The organism is Bradyrhizobium sp. YCK136 (genome assembly GCF_044570075.1).
Taxonomy (GTDB): Bacteria; Pseudomonadota; Alphaproteobacteria; order Rhizobiales; family Xanthobacteraceae; genus Bradyrhizobium; species Bradyrhizobium diazoefficiens.
The window spans coordinates 7,097,234-7,117,955 of the sequence record NZ_CP172424.1 but is presented as its reverse complement, the minus strand read 5'-3'; the positions used below and the strand labels follow the sequence as shown (position 1 = coordinate 7,117,955).

Here is a 20,722-nt window from a genome sequence, read left to right as displayed (position 1 = left end):
CCTCTGCTGGCACTTGCCTGCCAATCGGCGGGGCGGGCACCACGGGTGACGGCGGCCGGAGGACGAATGGGGGCTATTTGTCTGCCATCGTCCGCTCCACATCCTTCATCTGCGAACGCAGCACCGGTAGCTGGTCGTGGGCAAAGGCGGCCAGTGCGGCGTTGTCGGGAGCTTTGAGATAGTGCTCGAGCAGGCCAATGGTGGATTCATATTCAGGGATCTGCGCGGCATAGAAGGTTCGGACGTAGGCCGGTCCGTCCGAATTGTCGGGCTCGGCGAGGCTTGTGCTCGCCGTTGTCTTGCCGACGCGCGGCTCAGCGCCGATCGCCTCTTGTATGTCCTTCAACGCTTTGTCGCGTTTCGCCGCTTCCTCGGCGCGCAGGGCGGCGAGGTTCTTCACCTCCGCGTTGCCCTTCAGGTCGGTGCTTTCCAGCAGGCCCTGCTGGAAGCGGCTGAACGCGTAGAGGCCGCTGATGACATCGGTCGCCGTCGGCACGCGTTCGCCCGGCCTTCGCTCGCCGGTGCTATCGGCAAGCGCTGCGGTGCTGATGAACATCAGGATGATCGCGACAAGAACTCGCATCGATATCAATGACCGATGGCGTGCAAGGTTCCCTGAACGTTACGATCCGGTAAGGGCGGTTGCGACGCGACAGTTCCGTCCCCACGTCATGATTCATGAAACAGTCTGACATTTACAGGGACAACGCCGACAACTGCTTGCAACTCGCCGAGCGGGCGGAAGGGCAACCTGCCTATAAGCGCTATTTGCGCATGGCAGACGCCTGGACCGCGCTCGCGACAGAACAGGACTGGCTTGATGGCGAAATTCCGCCCGTAACGACCCGTGCCTCCCAAAAGCAGGATGCATAGGCGCTCTCGTTTGGGTGTGACGCCGCGCACGGAATGCAAGTGACCAATCCAGGATCATTCGGGAACAGTCAATCGCGTTGATTTTCGATTCCAGAAGGAGATTTTGCAATGGCTCCGCGTCTTGCTCTTCTTTCACTCATTCTCGCTTTTGGCGTCTCGGTGGCGTTCGCGACGGTGACGACGGTGCGGCAGGTGCATATGGAGAATGCATCGGCTGCGGTGCATGCGGCGCATAGCTAGCGCCGCGGCCTCTCGCCTGAACCGGAACATTCGACGCGCCGGTGCGTAAGCGCTTCAGGACATCTGGAGAAGCGAGAGGTATCATGGCGCATTCCGACCACGGTATCGTCAGGGATCAGCGCGCGGAGGATCAACCGCGCGACAAGCAGCGCGCGCAGACCGCGCAAGACGGGCTCGAAGGGCTCGCCGTCGCGTGAGGCGACCCGCGATCCCAAGCTCAACGACAACAACAAGACGCCTGGATCCGGCGTGATGCCGGACGATTCCGGCGACGCCCCGACAGGCTAGTTCTCGCAAGGAACGAATCCCTGCGCGAAGAGTCGACGGATTGCTTCCGGTCGTCATGCCCCCGGTGCGCCGGAAGCAATCTCCAAGGACGGCCCTGGCACCCCACTGTGCCGGGGTCGTTTTGTCTTGCGAGGTCGATCGAATCAATCCTCGGCGTCGTTCTCGGATTTTCCCGGGGCGTGTCCGTCTGGCCCCCGGCCAAATACACCAAACTCGCTTGATTTGACGCCCGTTGACGGGTCGATGCTCGTCTCGATGCCCGCGGCTGCGAGTCCGAATTTGAGCAGTTCGCGTACCGCTGCGGCACGCGTTGGCATGCGGTGCTTGAACCGGAAATCATCCACTGCGGCCAGCTCTTCCGGGGAAAGCATGACTTGGAGCCGCTCGGCGCGAAGGTCGTTCATGGTCAATCACGCAAATTGAGCAAGATGAGTAATTTGCTAAACCGGCCAACTTGCCGCGAGTTCCACAGGAGTCCAAAAAAGCGCCAGTTGAACAATATAGTCTAAATAAATCAATAGGTTAGTTGAAACGATTCGCGCGGAGGCGCATTCTCATAGGGAAAGGGAGATGCGTCATGACGGACGAGGTCAGGTTACCCCGCAAGCTTTCTGAGGAACGCGAAGCACAAAGACCGGTGCGTCCAAGCCATCAGAAGGTCATTGAGCAAGTCGAGCGCTGGGCCAACAGCCCGGGCCTGCAACCCCCGAGGACGGACGATGCGAAGACGGTCTGAGCCCCACACATTCGCGCAACGTCTCGACGCGCACAGGCTACGGCTCGAGCATGAGCTTGCGAGCTTGCCGGTCGGCGTTCAGCGCGATTCCGTTGCCGCGCGCATCGAGCAGCTTCAGACCGCGGCCGAGATGTTTGAATTCCTGATGCCGCGGGAAGCTCTGGTGCCTCGCTGACCGCGGCCGGCATCAGGACGTTGAGCGTCGGGAAGCGATGTGAAGCTTTCGCCTCAGCCACCAGATCGACACGGAGACCGCGGCCCAGGTTGCGACGGCAGCGACGAATGCGCCGATGGTGCCCACCCAGCGATGAAGCGCAGGACGTATTCGGTCATTGCCGTGCCCGCATCCTGCGCTTGTGGATCGGTTTCGCCAGCGTCCATTGCCGCAGCAGCCCGGCTAGTCGGCCGGATTGCGGCCGGTACGCGGATTGATGGGGTCGGTCGGCTTGCGCCGCAATCGCTCCGGCAGGAACGGTTCTTCCGGCGAGGCCGACGGCGCTGACCGTACGTCGGCATGGTGCTGCGCACGCTCATGCGGTGTCTGGGTGGAGTTGATGTGCCGCTTCACATCGAGCCCATCGACGGGATCGTTGACGCCGTGCTGGATGTCGCGAAAGTCGCTCATGGTTCATTTCCTTTAGAGACTCAGAGAACCGCTCGTTTCCGGCGATGTTCCTGATGAGTCGCCGAACCGACCCCAATTTGGAACGATCACAACCGGAACCGGTTGGTCCACGCACTGGCTGAGTGGAGAAATGAGATGTTGAATCAACGCGAACTGGACCGCAGCGAAATGGGCCGGTTGATCGGCAGCGACAGGGTCGAGGGAACGTCGGTCTATGGCGCGGATCGCAACAAGATCGGTTCGATCGAGCGGGTGATGATCGACAAGATCAGTGGCAAGGTGTCCGCGGTGCTCGGCTTCGGTGGATTTTTGGGCGTCGGCAATGACCACTATCCCTTGCCGTGGCAGTCCCTGAAGTACGACACCGATCTCGGTGGCTACGTGACCGGGATTACAGCCAAGGAGCTGCAAGGCGCGCCGAAATATGGTGAGCAGAGCGATTGGAACTGGAGTGACGATGCTGCGGTGCGCGGCATCAACTCCTACTATGGCGTTCCCTTCGCGTAGGCCCGCACCAGAGGAGATCCGATGAGCAAGGAAAAGCCGACCGACGATCCTCGTCATCAGAACGATTGGGGATCGCACGCCCAGACGGACAAGCCCTGGAAGGGAAATCCGGAGAAGGAGCAGCGATCGGGCGAGGCGAAGCCGGATCTGGAAAAATGGCAAACCACCAAGACGCACTGACCAAGGTGCGCCGAGGCTGAAAGTATCACGAATGAAGCGCGCGGCATCGCACCGCGCTTTCGCCCGTGATCGTCAACCGTGCCGATGATCTCACGGCGGCAGTGCTGCGCGCGCCAGCGCCGCTCAGCCCACCGTTTCCCTCCGCCCGGGCCCCGCATGCACATGCACCTGCTTTGCATGCAGCACCTCGCCGCACTCCGAGCACACCATCACCGGGTCGAACAGCTTGCCGCAAGTTTTGTGCTCATGCAGCATCGGGCGACCGCGCTCGTCGCCCATGTGGGTGTCGCCCCAATGCACCATCGCCATGATGATCGGGTAGAGGTCGAGGCCCTTCTGCGTCAGGATGTATTCGTAGCGCTTGGGCGCCTCGGAATAGGGGACGCGGCGCAGGATGCCGAAGCGGACCAGCTTCTTCAGCCGCTCCGAGAGCAGGTGCCGTGTGATCTGGAGCGAGGACTGAAATCCCTCGAACCGGCGCACGCGCAAAAAGCATTCGCGCAGGATCAGAAGCGTCCAGCGGTCGCCGACCACGGCGACGGTGCGGGAGAGCGAGCAGGACTCTTCGTCCAGCGTGTCCCACTTCATGATACGGTCTCCGACGCAGGCGTAGTAAGTCAGAAAAAGGAACTGACTTGAATGATCAGTGCAATTTGCACATTAGGCTAGCATTCTGCCTCGCAATTTGACAGTTCTATTTTAGAACTATAGCCTTTGCTTCAAACATATCCGCACCGGAGGAGGCGACCTTGTCCAAGCGAAACGCGACAGCTGCCGTGATCGGGGCCGGCGATTTCATCGGCTCCGAAATCGCGAAGAAATTCGCCGCCGAAGGTTTTTCGATCTTCGCCGGCCGCCGCAACGGCGACAAGCTCGCGCCGCTGGTGAAGGACATCGAGGCGGCCGGTGGCGAAATCCACGCGCGCTCGCTCGATGCGCGCAAGGAGGAAGAGGTCATCTCCTTCCTCGATGACGCCGACAAGCACGCACCGCTGGAAGTTTGCATCTTCAACGTCGGCGCCAACGTCAATTTCCCGATACTCGACACCACCGAGCGCGTGTTCCGTAAAGTCTGGGAGATGGCCTGCTATTCCGGCTTCCTGGCAGGCCGGGAAGCTGCGCGGCTGATGCTTCCGCGCGGCGGCGGCAAGATCTTCTTCACTGGCGCAACGGCCTCCTTGCGTGGCGGCAGCGGCTTTGCCGCGTTCGCCAGCGCAAAGTTTGGTCTGCGTGCGGTGGCGCAGGCGATGGCGCGCGAGCTTGGGCCGAAGAACATCCACGTCGCCCATCTCATCATCGATTCCGGTGTTGACACCGAGTGGGTGCGGCTGCGCCGGCTCGAAGCGCTCGGCCCGAACGCGCTGGACAATCCCGACCTGCTGATGCCGCCGTCGGCCGTGGCCGATTCCTATTGGCAGCTCTACCAGCAGCCGAAGAGCGCTTGGACATTCGAGATGGAGATCCGGCCCTTCGGAGAGAAATGGTGACCGCGGCACGAGACTGCGGCTAGCCCGTCCTATTCGTGAGAGTGCGGCTTTTGGGCCCGATTGATGCGGCCGCACATCTTGTCTGACGAGGCGCACAGGATTGCCTTCGGCTTTTCGCCGCCTGACGACCGGTACTTTGCAACGCGCTTGAGGGATGGGTTGGGCGAACGGGGGCGGACGCCCCGCCGGTCAAGGACCGAGCGGCAGCAGCGCGCCGGGCAAGCCGCAGATCAGGTCGGCTTCGGGACATGCCGCGGCAAACGCAAGGCGAATGCGGCTCGAGGTCTCGACCACACGGGCGGCGAGCTTCAAGAGCCGAAGACGCAGCGTCGCGAACTCGGCAGCGGCCAATTCCCGGACTTTGGGAATGGCCTCGCGCACGGTCAGCATCAGCCAATAAGCGGCCGTATGGAGCACGAGACGGACCTGGTTGGCGAGCGCCGAACGGCAGCTGGTGCGGTCGGAGGCGAGCTGTGTCTTATGCAGCTTGATCAGATTCTCTGCTTGGCCGCGCGCGCAATACAGGCTGTCGTAGATCCACTCGGCCGAGCCGACATCGAGGCTGGTGACGACGAAACGGATGTCGAGGCCGAGCATCGTCGCCTCAATACGGGCGACGGTGCGCCGTTCGCGATCCCAGGACTTTGCCTTGTGGCGCGTCTCGGTATAGCCACGCAGAACCGGCAGGTTCTCGATGGCGCGTCGGGTGCGGATGTCGTCGGCGACCTCGTCGACTTTTCTGGCGAGAGGCTTGGTGCCGGACAGACCGAAGATGTAGTCGATGCCGTTGGTCTCGCACCACGCCATGGCCTCCGGCCGGGCATAGTGCCCGTCGCCACGGAACGTAATTCGCGTGTTGTGCCACCGCGTCCGGATATGCCGTACCAGGCGGCGCAGAAGGGCACGCACCTCGACGCCGCCCGGCGTCTTGCCGGGCCTCAGCACGACCGCCACGGGACGGCTCTTCTCCGTGTCGTAGACGTGGATCGGCAGGAAGCAGCGTTCGTCATAATGAGCGTTGAACAGCGAGAGCTGCTGATGGCCGTGGACGACATCGCAGGTATCATCGATGTCGAGCGTGACGGATGCCGGCTCGCGCGGGTAGCTATCCATCCATGCGTCGACCAAAATGTAGGTCAGTCGGATCACGTCGCGCAGGCGCGGAGCATTCTCCAGCCGCGACAGCGTCGGCTGGGAACACAGATCGCGGCCCGTGTCCGGCAGCCGTCCGCAGGCCAGCTTGAATGCGGGATCGGACCGCAGATGATCGAGGTCGTCGGCGTCCTCGTAGCCGCAGCAGATCGCGAACATGCGCGCGCGGAACATATCGACAAGGCTGTGCACGACCCGCGTCGGATCGCGCCGATCCGGGAACACCCGGGCCAGATTGTCGGCCAAGCCGAGACGCCGCTCGGCCATCGCCAGAAGCATCACGCCCCCGTTCGAGGTTAGGCGCCCACCATCGAAGGCAGCTGTGACTTTCTTGGCGTGAATGGCTGGAAACGAGAAGGGCAGAATCGTATCATCGGTCATGGCGGGCGTGGCGTTCGCGGTTGAAGGTGATGGGGTGGCTTCGCAACCGAATCCTACGCCGCATCAGCGCTTTACACCACGCTCGCCAGCCCTCAGGCGCACTCTTACGAATAAGACGGGCTAGACTGATCCCAAGCAAACCGAAATCCGGGAGGAAGCCTACGTGAAGACCGCGATCACCGAACTGTTCGGCATCGAGCACCCCATCATCCAGGGCGGCATGCATTTCGTCGGCTTTGCCGAGCTGGCTGCCGCCGTCTCGAATGCCGGCGGGCTCGGCATCATCACCGGCCTCACGCAGAAGACACCGGAGCTGCTGGCGAAAGAGATCGCGCGCTGCCGCGACATGACCGACAAGCCGTTCGGCGTGAACCTCACGTTTCTGCCGGCCTTCTCGGCACCGCCTTATCCGGAATACATCGCGGCCATTGTCGAAGGCGGCGTCAAGGCGGTGGAGACTGCGGGTCGCAGCCCGGAACAGTATATGCCGGCACTTAAGGCGGCTGGCATCAAGGTGATCCATAAATGCACGTCAGTTCGCCATTCGCTGAAGGCCGAGCGGATCGGCTGCGATGCCGTCAGCGTCGACGGCTTTGAGTGCGGCGGCCATCCCGGCGAGGACGACATTCCGAACATGATCCTGCTGCCGCGCGCGGCAGAGGAATTGAAGATCCCGTTCGTTGCCTCCGGCGGCATGGCTGACGGGCGCAGCCTCGTCGCGGCGCTGTCGCTGGGCGCGGCCGGCATGAACATGGGCACGCGCTTCATCGCGACCAAGGAAGCGCCGGTGCATCAGAACGTGAAGAACTCGCTGGTCGCCGCCACCGAGCTCGACACCCGTCTGATCATGCGGAGCTTGCGCAACACCGAACGCGTCCTGAAGAACGCCAATGTCGATCGTCTGCTCGAGATCGAGCGCGAGAAGGGCGACAAGCTCACCATCGACGACATCCACGACCAGGTCGCGGGCGTCTATCCCAGGATCATGCTGGACGGGCAGATGGATGCGGGCGCCTGGAGCTGCGGCATGGTCGCAGGCCTCATCCACGACATCCCCTCCTGCAAGGAACTCGTCGATCGCATCATGAGTGAGGCGGAAACCATCATCCGCGGCCGCCTGATGGGGTTCCTGGACGGGACGGGTGCGACACGAAAGGTCGCCTGAACACCGCCGAACTTCTTAACCACGGTGGGACTTGACCGCTGGAATTGCGCGCGAGGCTTCCTAAATAGGGGTAAATTACCCCTTTAATAAATCAATTTCAGGAGGCGTCCGTGGTCCTGAAGAGCGTTCATTTTGCTGTTGCCGTTGCCCTCGTGCTCGCATGGGGCGGCGCATCGCGCGCTGATGACTACAAGCCCGATGAATATTTCGGTCTCGATCTGTCCAAGGCGGTGTTGTCGCCGAAGCGGCTCGGGCCGGAGACGCGGTTCGCACCGGTCGCGTTAGAGGCCCGCGGCGGCAACGAGGCGCAGGCCCGCGCCGAGCCGGTGGACGTGCCGAAAAAGGTCGCCGCCGAACGCGTGCATGTGGCCGAACCGAAGGTCGCGCACGTCAAGGCCGCGCAGCCGCGTGGTGCGGCCCGGACCAAGCTCGCGCATCGCCGCGGCAATCCGTTGGATGCGCAGGCGAGGGATACCCGCATCCAGACCTGGCCTTGCCGCTCCGGCGGCATCTGCAACTGGCAGCGTTAGCCGCGACGACGCGCCTTCTTCACCTCGCCCCGCTTGCGGGGAGAGGTCGGATTGCGAAGCAATCCGGGTGAGGGAGTACAGGTCTATCGATGATCTCACCTGTGGAGAGAGGCCCCTCACCCCAACCCTCTCAAGGCGAGCAAAGCTCGTCCCGACCCCGTAAGAACGGGGCGAGGGAGCGCACCGCGCTCGGGGCTGCATCTCACCCGTCATCCCCGCGTCGCAAAACCGTCGGCGCGGAGTCAAGAAACCGTAAGGGTAGGAGTCAAGGAGCGCAGGCACCTTCCGTCGCGATTCGACGAAGGTCTCCTGAATGGCAACGCTCCGCGCCCCGCGCGCATGGACCCGGCGGCAATTCCTGGTCCGCTCCACCTCCGGCCTCGCCTTGGCCGCGCTCGCAAAGCCATCCATCAGCCGTGCCGCCGACCGCCCGCGGATCGCCGGCGGCATCCAGTCCGGCGACGTCTCGGACGGCTCCGCCGTGATCTGGGCGCGCGCCGATCGGGCCGCGCGCATGCAGGTGGAATGCTCGACCGTCGAGAGTTTCAAGACCATTGTTGCCGCGGCCTCCGGCGACACGCGGCCGGACGCCGACTTCACCTCGAAGCTGCTGCTGAGCGATCTGCCGCCGGGGCAGGACATCTTCTATCACGTCCGCTTCGATGACATCGCGACCGGCATCGCCGGCGAAAGCCGCGTCGGCCATTTCCGCACTGCGCCGGCCGCAGGGCAATCGATCTCGTTCCTGTGGTCCGGCGACACCGCGGGGCAGGGCTGGGGGATCGACCTCTCGCGCGGCGGCTATCGCAGCTATCGCACCATGCTCGACAACCGCCCTGACTTCTTCATTCACTCCGGTGACCATATCTACGCCGACTGCACGATTCCATCCGAACAGAAGCTGCCGAGCGGCGAGACCTGGCGCAACATCGTCACGGAGGAAAAATCGGAGGTCGCGCACACGCTGGCGCAGTTTCGCGGCAACTACAAATACAACCATCTCGACGAGCATTTTCGCGATTTCCACGCGAATGTGCCGATGTTTGCGCAGTGGGACGATCACGAGGTCACCAACGACTGGTCACCGTCCGGCAGCTATGACGAGGCCGGTTATGAGGACGACGGCACGCCGCGCCTGGTCGCGCGCGCCCGCCGCGCCTTCTTCGACTTCATGCCGTCATCGGCGCACGGCAGGGGCGGGTCTATCGCAAGATCGCTTACGGTCCGCTGCTCGACGTCTTCATGATCGACATGCGCAGTTTTCGGGATGACACCTGGAACAAGGGCAGCGATCATCGCGGCTGGATACTCGGCGCCGAGCAGCTGGCCTGGCTGAAGCGGGAGCTGGCCGCCTCGCGCGCGACCTGGAAGGTGATCGCCGCCGACCTGCCGATCGGCCTGATCAGTCTCGATGCGGTCGCGCTCGGCAATGGGCCGCCTGATAGACGCGAGCACGAGATCGCCGATCTGCTCGGCTCCATCAGGCGCGCCGGCGTGCGCAACGTCGTCTGGCTCACCGCCGACATGCACTACACCGCCGCGCACTACTACGATCCCAACAGGGCGCAATTCCAGGACTTCGAACCGTTCTGGGAGTTCGTCTCCGGCCCGCTGCATGCCGGCACCTGGGGCCCGGGCGAGCTCGACGACACTTTTGGTCCGGTCGCGATGTACCAGAACGGATGCAGCGAAGCGCAGGGCGAGAACCTCGCGCCCTGCTTCGGATTGCAGTTCTTCGGCCGCGTCGACATCGATGGCACGAGCGGCGTGATGACCGTGACGCTAAAGGACGTCGACAACCGCGACCTCTGGTCGGTCGACATCGTGCCGCAGTCGCAGGCGCGCCCGACCGTGGTCGCGCAGCATTCGTGAGGCCGGTTCGTCATGCCCGGGCAGGAGCGCGAAGCGCGTCTTCGCGCTAGATGTCTCGGGCATCCACGTTCTGCGTGCCAAGGGGCAAGTCGTGGATGACCGGGGCAAGCCCGGTCATGACGTTGGGGAGGCACTCAGTGCGCCGACGCTAACCCGATCTTGATTGGCCGCTCCGCGTCTCCCGCGCTACACTGACCGCTCCCGCCACACGTTTCCATCAACGAAGCGTCTGTCCCCGCGGCCTCACCGCGGGCATCTCGCGGGCTGAAATACGTCAGGAGCCTGTTTTATGGACAATCTGAAGACACAGGGCATCAGCATGCCCAAGCTCGGCCTCGGCACCTTTCGCATGCAGGGCGATGCCTGCCGCGCCGCGGTCGAGAGCGCGCTGTCGATCGGCTACCGCCACATCGACACGGCTGAAATGTACGCCAACGAAGAACCCATCGGTGCCGCGCTCGCCGCGGCCCGGCTGCCGCGCGGCGAGTTGCACGTCACCACGAAGGTCTGGCACGAGAATTTGGCGCCGGATGCGATCCGGCGGGCCTTCGACGCCAGCCTGAAGAAGCTCCGGCTCGACCATGTCGATCTCTATCTCGTGCACTGGCCGTCCAGGTCCGCGAACTGGGGCGCGGTGTTCGAGACCTTGATGAAGCTGAAGGAGGAGGGACGCGCGCGGGCGATTGGCGTTGCCAATTTCACCACGGCGCTGCTCAAGATCGCGGTCGAGGACATCAAGGCGCCGATCGCCTGCAATCAGATCGAGTATCACGCGATGCTCGATCAATCGAAGGTGCTGGCCTATCTCACTGCCAGGTCGATCCCGCTGGTCGCCTATTGCCCGCAGGACGCGTTGCCTCCGATCCGGTGCTGGCGGAGATCGGCGCCAGGCACAACGCGACCGCTGCACAGGTTGCGCTGAAATGGCTGCTCGACCAGGGCGGCGTTGCGGCGATCCCGAAGGCCTCGCGCCGCGAGAGCCAGCAGGCCAATCTCGATGCGCTGAAGATCACGCTCGACGATGCCGACCGCAACAAGATCGCCGCGCTACCGAAGGACAGGCGTTGCGTCAATCCCGGCTTTGCGCCGGCGTGGGACTGACCATAAGAACGTCGCGAACGCAAAGAAATGGCCCCGCGAGGGGCCATTTCGATGTTGCGTTGCGCGTTAGTCCCAGTGGTGATGGCTGCGCTTGACCACGACGACACGATCGCGATGGTGCCAGCCGCGATGCCAGCCATGATCACGATGCTCGCGCATTTCGGCGCGGGCACCGTAACCGTAGCCATGGTGGCCGTTCCTGATCACCACCGTTTCGGCACTCGCCATCGTCGGTGCAATGATCGCGAGCGCGCCGAGAGCAGCAACCACATAACCAAGCTTCTTCATGATGTCCTCCTCCAACTCAATGCACATGAGAACCGCGCATTCGCGCGAACGTTCCGGAGGAACTGGCAGAGAATTCTGAACGGATGTTCAGATGCTCAATCGCAGCGTTGCTGCGCAGGGGGCGGCGCGCCCGTGGCGACGTATTTGCCGTCCCTGATCGTATATGCGCCGCGCTCGCTGCGATTGTAGATCGCGCGCAGGCTGCCGTCCTTGGCCAGCAGCAGCCCGAACTCGCGGGTCTGATGCAGCGATGGAAAGTACACCATCACATTGAGCAGGCCCTCGGCGTTGACCGTGGCGGACACGACTTCGTTCTCGTCCTTGGCCTCGCCGAAATTGCGCCGGTACATCACCCGGCCGTCCTTCTGGATCTCGTAAGTCAGGAGCGCCCCCCTGTCGCGGTCGGGCCGGGCCGCGCAATCGACCGCCCATGAGCCGAGCAGGCCCCATTGTTCGACCGTCGCCGCAAGCGTCTCGGCACCGGCCGTGGACGTGAACGCGACCCACACCACCGCCGCCGTGGTCCAGCGGCTCAACCAACGCGTCATGTCCTGAAAGGCCCCACCTCGAAGAATTCCAAAGTGTAGCATCCCGCCCGCGGTCGTCCACGGCAGCCGCCGATCGCTCGCGAATTTGATCCGCGTCAATGAGGCCGGCCGTATCGGGGGTAGGATGGCTGCTCCCGAAGGCGAACGTGGATAGACCAATGCTGAATCAAGTCATGGATTTTGCGGGCGAAGTGCTGCCGGGGAGCTGTGCCGTGCCGCCTTATTCGGAGACCGCGTTTCTGGCCGAGCTGGGCGACCGCTTGAAGTCCTCGCGCACGCGCTGCGACCTCTCGCGCCGGGAGCTGGCCCGCCGCTCCGGGATTTCCGAGCGCTATATCGCCCAGATCGAGGCCGGCAAGGGCAACGTCTCGATCGTCCTGTTGCTGCGGCTGGCCTCCGCGATCCACGGCAGCCAGCCCCAGGCGGCTTGACGAGGCGTTAAGCCCGCTTCTCCACATTGGCGCTGCGGGCCGGCACGCCGAACTCCTTGCGGCAGACCTCGGCCAGCACAGCGACGCCCTCGCGGATCTGCTGATGCGTCGGGCTGGCAAAGCACAGCCTAAGGCGTGAGCTGGAATGGCTCTTGCTGGTGGACCATTCCGGCCCCGGATTGATCGAGACACCGGCGGCAAGCGCGGCCTGATAGAGCTTCAGCGTATCGACCTGGTCGGGCAGCTTCACCCACAGGAAGATGCCGCCCTTGGGCTCCTCGAACTCCGCCGCCGTTCCGAACTGCTCATTGAGGGCTTCCATCAGCGTATCGAGCTTGGTGCGCAGCGTCTTCGTCAGGGCCGGCACGTGGCTTGCGAAATGCGGCTTGCAATAGGCCGCCAGCACCATCTGCTCCAGCGCACCGGAGCCGGCATCCGTCTTCAGCGACAGCATCCGCGACATCACATCCCAGGGCGCGACGATGAAGCCGACGCGCAGCGCCGGCGCGATCGATTTCGAGAACGAACCGATGTGGATCACGCCGCCGTTCGGGCTCATCGCATAAATCGCCGGCGGCCGCTGTCCCGACCAGACGAGATCGGCATAGCAGTCATCCTCGAAGATCGGCACCCCATACTCGGCCGCGAGCCGCACCAGCTCGGCGCGGCGGCTCTCCGGCATGATGCTGCCGGTCGGGTTCTGCACAGTCGGGATAGTGTAGATGTATTTTGGGCGGATGCCGCGGCTCTTCAAGTCGGCCAGCGTCGTGGCCAGCACGTCCATGCGCATGCCGTCCGCATCGAGCGGAATGCCTGCTACGTTGACGCCGAGCCGTGCCAGACGGTTCAGCGAGCCCTGATAGCTGTCCTGCTCGAAGATCACGGTATCGCCGCGGGCGAGCAGCGTATTGTTGACGAGGTCGAGCGCCTGGAGCGAGCCCGAGACGATCAGGAGATCGTCGACCGTGCAGTTGATGCCGGCATCGCGCTTCAGTTTTGTTACGAGGAATTCGCGCAGCGGCAGGTAGCCTTGCGGCCCGTGCGCCAGACCGTAAGTGGCGAGCGATCGGCCCTCGCGTTGCAGGGCGAGGTTGGCCGCCTCGATCAGCTCATCCAGCGGCACCTGCTCGGAATCATTGTTGCCGCCGACAAAGCTGTATTTGGCAAGGCCCGTCCAGCGCGCGGAAGGGGCCGGCAGCCCTGCGGGAAACAGGGGCGCGAAATCGAAGCTGGACGTCATGGGAGCGTTCCTCGTTTTGTTCTTGTTGAGCGGCCGGCTTTGCGCCGACCTGCTTTACGTCTTGCTGACCGTCCGGGTCGGTCGGTCTCTACTTCTTTGTGGCCGTCCGGGTCGGACGGCCCTGGCTGATGAAAGCGTAATGCGCATTGGCGACGCCGCCAACCATCAAGGCCTCGACCACCGGCTCGGCGATCTCGCCCGTTGCCGCCCAGTCGACGATGAAATTGGCTCCGGTCCCGCCGCGCACGTCATCGGTCGGAATGAAGATCGAGACGGTGGCGAGGGGCTTCAAGGCCACCGGCGCTTTCAGATAGCTCTCGACCTGTTTGCCTGCGGTGTCGAAATAGGCGATGCGGTTGACCACCGGCGGCTGGCTCTCGGAGGCGTTGTGAACGCTCAAGGTCACCGAGAAGTCGACGCGCAGCTTGCCCTGGCTCATCGCGACGCTGGAATAGGCCGGCACATAGAACCCGCCGGCGACGGCGAGTTGCTCCTTCGGCAGCACAGTGAGCGAATCGGCAAAGTTTTGTTCGATATTGACCTTGGATTGCGCCGCGGCCGGCAAGGCGAACGCGAACGGAGCTAGCACGGCTATCAGCCAGAGCACGATCCGCATGTGACGAATTGCTCGCTTGCCGCGGCGCAACCTGTCTCTAGGGTGCGGCAAAACGGACCAATTTCGCATGCATGAGCTTATTCGCGACATCACTCTCTGTATCCTGTTTGCCTGGATGCTGGGCCTGCTCGCCCATTTCTCCCGGCAACCTCTGATCCTGGCCTACCTTATCGCCGGCTTCTGCATAGGTCCATTCGGCGCCGGCTGGGTCAAATCGCAGGAATCGATCAGCGTCATCTCCGAGCTCGGCCTGATCTTCATGCTGTTCATGATCGGGCTGGAGATCGACCTGAAGAAGATCGTGCGGGCGGGAAAGGTGATCCTGTTCGCGGCGGGCGGCCAGCTGCTCGGCGGCTGCCTGCTCGGGGTCCTGTTTTTCGCCGGCATCGGCCTGTCGCTCGGCGGCGGGCATTTCGATGCGGTCTATCTCTGTATCGCCTGCGCGCTGTCGAGCACCGTCATCATCGTCAAGGTGCTCTACGAGAAGCGCGAGCTCGACACGCTGCCCGGCCGCATCACGCTCGGCGTGCTGGTGCTCCAGGACATCTTCGCCATCCTGTTCCTGGCGGTGCAGCCGAGTCTTGCCAATCTGCAAGTGAGCGTCATCCTGCTCTCGATCGGCCGCGTCGCGGTGCTGGTCGCCGCCGCGCTGCTGGTCAGCCGCTATGTGCTGCCGCGCCTGTTCCACCAGATCGCCCGCCGGCCCGAACTGATCCTGCTCGGCGCGCTCGCCTGGTGCTTCCTCGTGGCCGAGACCGCGGAGCGGCTGTCGCTGTCGCGCGAGATGGGCGCCCTGATCGCCGGCGTCTCGCTCTCGACCTTTCCCTATGCGCTCGACGTCACCGCCAAGGTCACCACGCTGCGCGACTTCTTCATCACGCTGTTCTTCGTCGCGCTCGGCATGACCATTCCCGTGCCCGGCCTCTCCGTGATCGGGCTTGCCTTGATGATCGCGGCGTTCACGGTGGTGAGCCGGCTCGTCACGACCTTCACGCCGCTCTACCTGATGAAGCAGGGGCTGCGTGCCAGCCTGTTGCCGGCCCTGAACCTCGCGCAGATCTCCGAGTTCTCGCTGGTCGTGATCCAGACCGGCGTCACCGACAACCACATCGCAGCCGAGACGGCGAACGCGGCCTCCTTCGCCTTCGTGGTGCTGGCCGTGCTCTCGACCTTCGTGATGACGCGCAGCGACGAGATCGCCCGCTGGGCGATCGGCCCGTTGAAGCGGATCGGCCTGCGCGATCTCGATCACGGCAACGGCCATGCCGAGGAGGGCCACGAGGGCGGCCATGGCGAGGCTCGCCGCATCGTCATCCTGGGCTTTTTCCGCGCGGCGAGCGCGCTGCTGGCCGAGATCGAACGGCAGGCGCCGGTGTTGCTCGAGCAGATCACGGTGGTCGATTTCAACCCCAATGTGTACCAGACCCTGCTTTCACGCGGCCTGCACGTGATCTATGGCGACATCAGCAGCGCGGACACGCTGCTCCATGCCGGCGTCGGCAAGTCCGAGATGATCATCCTCAGCGTGCCGGATGCGCTTCTCAAGGGCGCCAGCAACGAGAAGCTGGTCCGCCACGTCCGCACCCTCAACCCGACCGCCATGATCGTGGCTACGGCCGATCTTTTGTCGGATGTCGGCGAGCTCTACGAGGCCGGTGCCAGTTACGTCACCGTGACCCGACTCAGCGACGCCCACGAGCTGTTTACCGTGATCGAGGCCGCCCAGGCCGGCCTGCTCGCGGATAAGCGCGCCGAGCTCGACCTGCGGCTCGGCGAGCGGAGAGAGGTGCTGCCCTGACGGCGTCCGGCCGTCTTCCTTCCGGGGTTTGTGCGCCTATATCCCTGGTATCTTCGGTGCAAGCCTGAGACCCGCCGCCCTGACGGCCATCTGGCATATGCGGTTGCGTCCAGCTAGCGCTTGGGGCCAAGTCCGGCTAAGGCGTCCGGCTAAGCCTCCGGCCCATAACCGATAGAGATTGGGAAATGCCCGATACCGTCCAGGAAGTCTTGCAGGCCTTTGCCAGGGGCGAGCTCGTCGTCGTCACCGACGATGAGGACCGCGAGGGCGAGGGCGATCTGATCGTCGCGGCCTCGCTCTGCACCGCCGAGAAGATGGCGTTCATCATCCGCCACACCTCCGGCATCGTCTGCGCGCCCGTGACCACGGAGGACGCGCGCCGCCTGCGGCTCGATCCCATGGTCGCCCACAACGATTCCGCGCATACCACCGCGTTCACGGTCTCGATCGACTACAAGCCCGACGGCGGCACCGGCATCTCCGCCGAGGAGCGCGCCTCGTGCTGCCGCGCGCTGTCCAATCCCAATGTCGGCGCCAACGATTTCGCCCGGCCCGGCCACATCTTCCCGCTGATCGCCAAGGACGGCGGCGTGCTGCTGCGCTCCGGCCATACCGAGGCCGCCGTCGACCTCTGCAAGCTCTCCGGCCTGCCGCCGGTCGGCGTCATCAGTGAGCTGATGAACGACGACGGCAGCGTGATGAAGGGCGAGCAGGTCGCCCGCTTCGCCGCCCAGCACAAGCTCAAGCACGTCACCATCGCGGACATGATCGCCTACCGCCAGGTGCGCGAGAAGCTGATCGAGCGGGTCTCGACCTTCGTCACCGACAGCCCGATCGGCCCCTTGCAGGGCTATGCCTATCGTTCGCCGTTCGATTCCATCGCCCACGTCGCCTTCGTCTACAACGGCGTCGGCGACGGCAAGAACGTGCTGACGCGCTTCCACAAGCCGAACATCGTCAAGGACATCTTCACCGGGCACAAGCGCATGGCGGCCGTGCTCGAGCATTTCGAGAGGTCCGGCCGTGGCGTGCTGGTTTACTTGCGCGACGGCGCTGCCGGCGTGCCGGTGGCTCCGCTGCCCGACGAGACGTCGACGGAGGCCGACCGCAACCGCCAGTGGCGAGAGATCGGCGTCGGCGCGCAGATCCTGCGCGATCTCGGCGTCACCTCGATCCGGCATCTCACCTCCTCGGTGCACGACTACAAGGGCCTGTCGGGCTTCGGCATCGAGATCGTCGCCAACGAGCTGCTCGAAATCTGACGACGTCGTTTCCGGGCGCGCGCCGTTGCGCGAGCCCGGAGTGATCGAAACCAGGATGCAATTGAACTTGTTGCCGCGGCGCTTTACTTTGTCGGGCAATTGTTGACGGAACCAGACGCGAAAGGACGTTTCATGAGCGTGCGCCCTCAGACCAAGGACAAGCCGGCTGCGGCTTCTTTCCAGTGGGACGATCCGTTCCTGCTCGACGAGCAGCTTACCGAAGACGAGCGCATGGTGCGCAACACCGCGCGCGCCTACGCCCAGGACAAGCTGCTGCCGCGTATCACCAAGGCCTATCTCGAAGAGACGACGGATCGCGAGATCTTCAACGAGATGGGCGAACTCGGCCTGATCGGCATCACGCTGCCCGAGGAATATGGCTGCGCCAATGCGAGCTACGTCGCCTACGGCCTGGTCGCGCGCGAGATCGAGCGGGTCGATTCCGGCTATCGTTCGATGAACTCGGTGCAGTCCTCGCTGGTGATGTACCCGATCTACGCCTATGGCGACGAGAACCAGCGCAAGAAATACCTGCCGAAGCTCGCCAGCGGCGAGTGGGTCGGCTGCTTCGGCCTGACCGAGCCCGATGCCGGCTCCGATCCGGCCGGGATGAAAACCCGCGCCGAGAAGGTCTCCGACGGCTACCGCCTGACCGGCAGCAAGATGTGGATCTCGAACGCGCCGATCGCCGACGTGTTCGTGGTCTGGGCCAAGTCGGCCGCGCACGACAACCAGATCCGGGGCTTCGTGCTGGAGAAGGGCATGAAGGGCCTCTCCGCGCCGAAGATCGGCGGCAAGCTCAGCTTGCGCGCCTCCATCACCGGCGAAGTCGTGATGGACGGTGTCGTGGTTCCGGAAGACGCGCTGCTGCCCAACGTCTCCGGCCTCAAGGGCCCGTTTGGCTGCCTCAACCGCGCCCGCTACGGCATTTCCTGGGGCGCGCTGGGCGCGGCCGAGGACTGCATGCACCGCGCCCGCCAGTACACGCTCGACCGCAAGCAGTTCGGCAAGCCGCTGGCCGCGACCCAGCTCGTCCAGAAGAAGCTCGCCGACATGGAGACCGAGATCGCGCTCGGCCTCCAGGGCTCGCTTCGCGTCGGCCGCCTGATGGACGAGGGCAAGTTCGCCCCCGAGATGATCTCGATCATGAAGCGCAACAATTGCGGCAAGGCGCTCGACATCGCCCGCGTCGCGCGCGACATGCACGGCGGCAACGGCATCTCGATCGAGTACCACGTGATGCGCCACGTCCATAACCTCGAGACGGTCAATACCTACGAGGGCACGCACGACGTCCACGCCCTGATCCTGGGCCGCGCCATCACGGGCATTCAGGCGTTTTTCTGACGAGGTCATCCGTCATTCCGGGGCGCGCGAAGCGCGACCCCGGAATCTCGGGCCGCATTATTCCTGTTCCATCGAGATTCCGGGTCTGGCCCTGACGGGCCATCCCGGAATGACGTCAAAGAACAAAGAAGAAGCCATGTCCGACAACGACGACGTCCCGTTCAACCGCAACTTTCCACTCAAAGCCGGAATCGTCGAGGAAGTCCGCCCCGGCGTGCGGCGCGTGCTCTGCAACAATCCGAGCCCGTTCACCTTCAGCGGTACAGTCAGCTACATCGTCGGCACGGGCAACGTCGCGATCATCGATCCCGGTCCTGATGATGCGGCGCATGCGGCTGCGCTGCTCGATGCCGTGCGCGGCGAGACGGTGAGCCACATCTTCGTCACCCACACCCACCGCGACCATTCGCCGAACACCGCGCGGATCAAGCAGGCGACCGGCGCGCCTGTTTATGCCGAGGGCCCGCACCGCGCCTCGCGCCCGCGCTTCGAGAGCGAGAAGCACAATCCGGAATCCGGCGTCGATCGCGATTTCGCGCCCGATATCAGGATCGCCCATGGCGACGTCGTCGAGGGTGCGGGCTGGCGCCTCGAGGCGGTGGCGACGCCGGGTCATACCGCCAACCATCTCGCCTTCGCCTGGCCCGAGCGAAAATTCAACTTCGTCGGTGACCACGTGATGGGATGGTCGACCTCGATCGTTGCGCCGCCCGACGGGTCGATGATCGACTACATGGAATCGCTCGATTGCTTGGCCGCCCGCGAGGAGGATCTCTATTTCTCAGGCCATGGCCCCGAGATACCGGATGGTCCGCGCTTCGTGCGTTTCCTGATCCGCCACCGCAAGGCGCGCGAAGCCTCTATCCTGCATCGTCTCGCCAAGGGCGAGGCCGACATCCCGACCATGGTGCGTGCGATCTATATCGGCATCGATCTACGGCTGACGACGGCCGCGGGCTATTCCGTGCTGGCGCATCTGGAAGATCTGGTCGCCCGCGGCGTGGTGGCGACGGATGGCGATCCCGTGATTGGCGGGACATACCGGATGGCGGGAGCCTAGCTCACCGTCACTTCTTCACCGTCTTCGCCGGTGCCTTCGGCGGCGTCACCGGGGTCTTCTTCACCGGCTTCAGCGCGTCCGCATCGGCGGCGGTGTTGAGATCGTCGATGAATTTTGTGACGCGGGCGGCGTTGCTGCCGAGGTCGCTCTCGAAATAGCGCGAGGCGGAGCGGATATCGACGCGGGAATCGTCGCCGTCGGGCACGACCCTGATGGAAATGTCCTCGCGCAAACCCATGATCGGCGTGCGCGCCACCGCCTCGATGCGTCCGATGCGGCGCGGCGGCTGCGGCGCGCGCTCGTCGATGACGAGCCATTTGCGCTTGTTGACGATCTGGAGTGCGATCGCATAGGCGCGGTCGACCGGGATCTCGAGTTCGATCGGCTCGATATCGGGATAGAAATGGCGCTGCTGCTCGGCCGAATAGAGGCCGGCATAAACCGCGGTATTGGCGCCTTCACCGGTGCGCAGGCGCGCCAGCGCGTCGAAGCGGGGCGGGTCGATCGGGTCGGTCGTGACGTCGTGGATGGCCGGCAGCTTGCGGTATTGCAGGCCGAGATAGGCCGGGTAGGCGAGGATCATGCCGTCGATCAGGAAGGCGAGCAGGATGCGCGCCATGCCGCGCGAGCCGTTCTGCCAGATCGCGGCGAAGCCGGCGAGGCCGAACAGGATCGAGAGCGCGGCGATGGCGAGGCCGCCGAAGAAGGTGGCGAGCGCCGGCTTCGGCTCCAGAAAGCCGAACCGGACGACGAGGATCGACACCGCCACCGCCACCACCGCGAACACGGCCAGATTGCGCGCCCAGCTGGCGAGGCTGGACACGGGCTCCGACTGGTAGGGAGCGGAAAACCTGCGGGCCATCGGGTGAGCTCTGCCGGGGTTTCGGAGGCGGTGCCGCGCCGATCTGGCGCGACGACAGGAGGCGTTGAGACCACGCCCCGGCGGCAAATTCAAGGGAGACCGGGTTGCTACTGCCCGTCATTCCGGGGCGCCC

At 64.1% G+C, this 20,722-nt stretch carries 23 protein-coding genes and 3 pseudogenes; 16 read left to right on the top strand and 10 right to left on the bottom strand.

Going from position 1 to position 20,722, the window contains the following annotated elements:
• Positions 1-73: 73 nt before the first annotated feature.
• Positions 74-583: a DUF4142 domain-containing protein gene (locus ACFLEY_RS34410; protein ID WP_060910905.1), complete on the bottom strand. Its 510-nt coding sequence runs from the start codon at positions 581-583 to the stop codon at positions 74-76.
• A gap of 95 nt (positions 584-678) precedes the next feature.
• On the opposite strand from ACFLEY_RS34410, the gene ACFLEY_RS34405 reads away from it, so the two are divergent.
• From ACFLEY_RS34405 to ACFLEY_RS34395, 3 genes and pseudogenes are all read left to right on the top strand, one after another.
• Positions 679-873, top strand: coding sequence for a hypothetical protein (locus ACFLEY_RS34405; protein WP_028175368.1), 195 nt, complete (start codon positions 679-681; stop codon positions 871-873).
• 108 nt (positions 874-981) lie between these two features.
• A complete protein-coding gene (locus ACFLEY_RS34400) occupies positions 982-1,113 on the top strand; it encodes a hypothetical protein (RefSeq protein ID WP_256380402.1) in 132 nt (43 codons plus the stop codon).
• Positions 1,114-1,196: 83 nt separating this feature from the next.
• A pseudogene (locus tag ACFLEY_RS34395) lies at positions 1,197-1,401 on the top strand (hypothetical protein).
• A 143-nt stretch (positions 1,402-1,544) separates the two neighbouring features.
• Here the strand turns inward: ACFLEY_RS34395 and ACFLEY_RS34390 are convergent.
• Positions 1,545-1,805, bottom strand: a complete 261-nt coding sequence (locus ACFLEY_RS34390; RefSeq protein WP_028175367.1) for a hypothetical protein — start codon at positions 1,803-1,805, stop codon at positions 1,545-1,547.
• A gap of 315 nt (positions 1,806-2,120) precedes the next feature.
• Between ACFLEY_RS34390 and ACFLEY_RS34385 the strand changes: the two genes are divergently transcribed.
• Positions 2,121-2,312 (top strand): hypothetical protein, encoded by a 192-nt coding sequence (locus ACFLEY_RS34385; protein ID WP_060910906.1) that lies wholly within the window; start codon positions 2,121-2,123, stop codon positions 2,310-2,312.
• 222 nt (positions 2,313-2,534) lie between these two features.
• On the opposite strand, the gene ACFLEY_RS34380 is transcribed toward ACFLEY_RS34385, so the two are convergent.
• Positions 2,535-2,762, bottom strand: coding sequence for a hypothetical protein (locus tag ACFLEY_RS34380; RefSeq protein WP_027546226.1), 228 nt, complete (start codon positions 2,760-2,762; stop codon positions 2,535-2,537).
• Positions 2,763-2,897: 135 nt separating this feature from the next.
• Between ACFLEY_RS34380 and ACFLEY_RS34375 the strand changes: the two genes are divergently transcribed.
• Positions 2,898-3,269 carry a PRC-barrel domain-containing protein gene (locus ACFLEY_RS34375; RefSeq protein WP_396604317.1) on the top strand — a complete coding sequence of 124 codons (372 nt, stop codon included), beginning with the start codon at positions 2,898-2,900 and terminating at the stop codon, positions 3,267-3,269.
• A gap of 21 nt (positions 3,270-3,290) precedes the next feature.
• On the top strand, positions 3,291-3,449 hold the full coding sequence (locus ACFLEY_RS34370) for a hypothetical protein (RefSeq protein WP_165448145.1): 159 nt from the start codon (positions 3,291-3,293) through the stop codon (positions 3,447-3,449).
• Between the two features lie 123 nt (positions 3,450-3,572).
• Here the strand turns inward: ACFLEY_RS34370 and ACFLEY_RS34365 are convergent, their stop codons facing one another.
• Positions 3,573-4,037 carry a helix-turn-helix domain-containing protein gene (locus ACFLEY_RS34365; RefSeq protein ID WP_028175364.1) on the bottom strand — a complete coding sequence of 155 codons (465 nt, stop codon included), beginning with the start codon at positions 4,035-4,037 and terminating at the stop codon, positions 3,573-3,575.
• Between the two features lie 161 nt (positions 4,038-4,198).
• Between ACFLEY_RS34365 and ACFLEY_RS34360 the strand changes: the two genes are divergently transcribed.
• Positions 4,199-4,936 carry an SDR family oxidoreductase gene (locus ACFLEY_RS34360; protein WP_060910908.1) on the top strand — a complete coding sequence of 246 codons (738 nt, stop codon included), beginning with the start codon at positions 4,199-4,201 and terminating at the stop codon, positions 4,934-4,936.
• 189 nt (positions 4,937-5,125) lie between these two features.
• On the opposite strand, the gene ACFLEY_RS34355 is transcribed toward ACFLEY_RS34360, so the two are convergent.
• Positions 5,126-6,469 carry an IS1380-like element ISBdi2 family transposase gene (locus ACFLEY_RS34355; RefSeq protein ID WP_060907971.1) on the bottom strand — a complete coding sequence of 448 codons (1,344 nt, stop codon included), beginning with the start codon at positions 6,467-6,469 and terminating at the stop codon, positions 5,126-5,128.
• 163 nt (positions 6,470-6,632) lie between these two features.
• Between ACFLEY_RS34355 and ACFLEY_RS34350 the strand changes: the two genes are divergently transcribed.
• The 4 genes and pseudogenes from ACFLEY_RS34350 to ACFLEY_RS34335 all read left to right on the top strand — a co-directional run bounded on the left by ACFLEY_RS34350 (position 6,633) and on the right by ACFLEY_RS34335 (position 11,137).
• A complete protein-coding gene (locus ACFLEY_RS34350) occupies positions 6,633-7,634 on the top strand; it encodes a nitronate monooxygenase family protein (RefSeq protein WP_060910909.1) in 1,002 nt (333 codons plus the stop codon).
• A gap of 110 nt (positions 7,635-7,744) precedes the next feature.
• Positions 7,745-8,164 (top strand): hypothetical protein, encoded by a 420-nt coding sequence (locus tag ACFLEY_RS34345; RefSeq protein WP_011085393.1) that lies wholly within the window; start codon positions 7,745-7,747, stop codon positions 8,162-8,164.
• 313 nt (positions 8,165-8,477) lie between these two features.
• Positions 8,478-10,036 (top strand): annotated as a pseudogene (locus tag ACFLEY_RS34340) (alkaline phosphatase D family protein).
• A gap of 289 nt (positions 10,037-10,325) precedes the next feature.
• Positions 10,326-11,137, top strand: a pseudogene (locus ACFLEY_RS34335) (aldo/keto reductase).
• Between the two features lie 66 nt (positions 11,138-11,203).
• Here ACFLEY_RS34335 and ACFLEY_RS34330 read toward each other — a convergent pair.
• Positions 11,204-11,425 carry a hypothetical protein gene (locus tag ACFLEY_RS34330; RefSeq protein ID WP_028175359.1) on the bottom strand — a complete coding sequence of 74 codons (222 nt, stop codon included), beginning with the start codon at positions 11,423-11,425 and terminating at the stop codon, positions 11,204-11,206.
• Between the two features lie 95 nt (positions 11,426-11,520).
• Positions 11,521-11,973, bottom strand: a complete 453-nt coding sequence (locus ACFLEY_RS34325) for a hypothetical protein (protein ID WP_060910911.1) — start codon at positions 11,971-11,973, stop codon at positions 11,521-11,523.
• Positions 11,974-12,131: 158 nt separating this feature from the next.
• Between ACFLEY_RS34325 and ACFLEY_RS34320 the strand changes: the two genes are divergently transcribed.
• Positions 12,132-12,404 carry a helix-turn-helix domain-containing protein gene (locus ACFLEY_RS34320; protein ID WP_028175357.1) on the top strand — a complete coding sequence of 91 codons (273 nt, stop codon included), beginning with the start codon at positions 12,132-12,134 and terminating at the stop codon, positions 12,402-12,404.
• A gap of 7 nt (positions 12,405-12,411) precedes the next feature.
• Here the strand turns inward: ACFLEY_RS34320 and ACFLEY_RS34315 are convergent, their stop codons facing one another.
• Together ACFLEY_RS34315 and ACFLEY_RS34310 are read right to left on the bottom strand one after the other, a co-directional pair.
• Positions 12,412-13,644: a PLP-dependent aminotransferase family protein gene (locus ACFLEY_RS34315; RefSeq protein ID WP_011085398.1), complete on the bottom strand. Its 1,233-nt coding sequence runs from the start codon at positions 13,642-13,644 to the stop codon at positions 12,412-12,414.
• Between the two features lie 88 nt (positions 13,645-13,732).
• Positions 13,733-14,260 carry a DUF3124 domain-containing protein gene (locus ACFLEY_RS34310; protein WP_211434175.1) on the bottom strand — a complete coding sequence of 176 codons (528 nt, stop codon included), beginning with the start codon at positions 14,258-14,260 and terminating at the stop codon, positions 13,733-13,735.
• Positions 14,261-14,327: 67 nt separating this feature from the next.
• Between ACFLEY_RS34310 and ACFLEY_RS34305 the strand changes: the two genes are divergently transcribed.
• The 4 genes from ACFLEY_RS34305 (at position 14,328) to ACFLEY_RS34290 (ending at position 19,727) form a co-directional block, all read left to right on the top strand.
• Positions 14,328-16,058, top strand: a complete 1,731-nt coding sequence (locus ACFLEY_RS34305) for a cation:proton antiporter (RefSeq protein WP_060910913.1) — start codon at positions 14,328-14,330, stop codon at positions 16,056-16,058.
• 185 nt (positions 16,059-16,243) lie between these two features.
• The gene (gene ribB, locus ACFLEY_RS34300) at positions 16,244-17,320 is read left to right on the top strand and encodes a 3,4-dihydroxy-2-butanone-4-phosphate synthase (protein ID WP_011085401.1); all 1,077 of its coding nucleotides are present in this window, start codon (positions 16,244-16,246) and stop codon (positions 17,318-17,320) included.
• A 132-nt stretch (positions 17,321-17,452) separates the two neighbouring features.
• A complete protein-coding gene (locus ACFLEY_RS34295) occupies positions 17,453-18,667 on the top strand; it encodes an acyl-CoA dehydrogenase (protein ID WP_060910914.1) in 1,215 nt (404 codons plus the stop codon).
• A gap of 136 nt (positions 18,668-18,803) precedes the next feature.
• Positions 18,804-19,727, top strand: a complete 924-nt coding sequence (locus tag ACFLEY_RS34290) for an MBL fold metallo-hydrolase (protein WP_060912963.1) — start codon at positions 18,804-18,806, stop codon at positions 19,725-19,727.
• Positions 19,728-19,734: 7 nt separating this feature from the next.
• Here the strand turns inward: ACFLEY_RS34290 and ACFLEY_RS34285 are convergent, their stop codons facing one another.
• A complete protein-coding gene (locus ACFLEY_RS34285; RefSeq protein ID WP_011085404.1) occupies positions 19,735-20,589 on the bottom strand; it encodes a DUF1499 domain-containing protein in 855 nt (284 codons plus the stop codon).
• Positions 20,590-20,722 lie beyond the last annotated feature (133 nt).

What these genes read in the sequence shown, in the direction of transcription:
- ACFLEY_RS34330 (WP_028175359.1), bottom strand. Translation starts at nt 11,425, where the DNA reads ATGAAGAAGCTTGGTTATGTGGTTGCTGCTCTCGGCGCGCTCGCGATC.
- ACFLEY_RS34295 (WP_060910914.1), top strand. Translation starts at nt 17,453, where the DNA reads ATGAGCGTGCGCCCTCAGACCAAGGACAAGCCGGCTGCGGCTTCTTTC.
- ribB (WP_011085401.1), top strand. Translation starts at nt 16,244, where the DNA reads ATGCCCGATACCGTCCAGGAAGTCTTGCAGGCCTTTGCCAGGGGCGAG.
- ACFLEY_RS34320 (WP_028175357.1), top strand. Translation starts at nt 12,132, where the DNA reads ATGCTGAATCAAGTCATGGATTTTGCGGGCGAAGTGCTGCCGGGGAGC.
- ACFLEY_RS34310 (WP_211434175.1), bottom strand. Translation starts at nt 14,260, where the DNA reads ATGCGGATCGTGCTCTGGCTGATAGCCGTGCTAGCTCCGTTCGCGTTC.
- ACFLEY_RS34370 (WP_165448145.1), top strand. Translation starts at nt 3,291, where the DNA reads ATGAGCAAGGAAAAGCCGACCGACGATCCTCGTCATCAGAACGATTGG.
- ACFLEY_RS34380 (WP_027546226.1), bottom strand. Translation starts at nt 2,762, where the DNA reads ATGAGCGACTTTCGCGACATCCAGCACGGCGTCAACGATCCCGTCGAT.
- ACFLEY_RS34290 (WP_060912963.1), top strand. Translation starts at nt 18,804, where the DNA reads ATGTCCGACAACGACGACGTCCCGTTCAACCGCAACTTTCCACTCAAA.
- ACFLEY_RS34405 (WP_028175368.1), top strand. Translation starts at nt 679, where the DNA reads ATGAAACAGTCTGACATTTACAGGGACAACGCCGACAACTGCTTGCAA.
- ACFLEY_RS34390 (WP_028175367.1), bottom strand. Translation starts at nt 1,805, where the DNA reads ATGAACGACCTTCGCGCCGAGCGGCTCCAAGTCATGCTTTCCCCGGAA.
- ACFLEY_RS34315 (WP_011085398.1), bottom strand. Translation starts at nt 13,644, where the DNA reads ATGACGTCCAGCTTCGATTTCGCGCCCCTGTTTCCCGCAGGGCTGCCG.
- ACFLEY_RS34400 (WP_256380402.1), top strand. Translation starts at nt 982, where the DNA reads ATGGCTCCGCGTCTTGCTCTTCTTTCACTCATTCTCGCTTTTGGCGTC.
- ACFLEY_RS34285 (WP_011085404.1), bottom strand. Translation starts at nt 20,589, where the DNA reads ATGGCCCGCAGGTTTTCCGCTCCCTACCAGTCGGAGCCCGTGTCCAGC.
- ACFLEY_RS34355 (WP_060907971.1), bottom strand. Translation starts at nt 6,469, where the DNA reads ATGACCGATGATACGATTCTGCCCTTCTCGTTTCCAGCCATTCACGCC.
- ACFLEY_RS34325 (WP_060910911.1), bottom strand. Translation starts at nt 11,973, where the DNA reads ATGACGCGTTGGTTGAGCCGCTGGACCACGGCGGCGGTGGTGTGGGTC.
- ACFLEY_RS34365 (WP_028175364.1), bottom strand. Translation starts at nt 4,037, where the DNA reads ATGAAGTGGGACACGCTGGACGAAGAGTCCTGCTCGCTCTCCCGCACC.
- ACFLEY_RS34375 (WP_396604317.1), top strand. Translation starts at nt 2,898, where the DNA reads ATGTTGAATCAACGCGAACTGGACCGCAGCGAAATGGGCCGGTTGATC.
- ACFLEY_RS34410 (WP_060910905.1), bottom strand. Translation starts at nt 583, where the DNA reads ATGCGAGTTCTTGTCGCGATCATCCTGATGTTCATCAGCACCGCAGCG.
- ACFLEY_RS34305 (WP_060910913.1), top strand. Translation starts at nt 14,328, where the DNA reads ATGCATGAGCTTATTCGCGACATCACTCTCTGTATCCTGTTTGCCTGG.
- ACFLEY_RS34385 (WP_060910906.1), top strand. Translation starts at nt 2,121, where the DNA reads ATGCGAAGACGGTCTGAGCCCCACACATTCGCGCAACGTCTCGACGCG.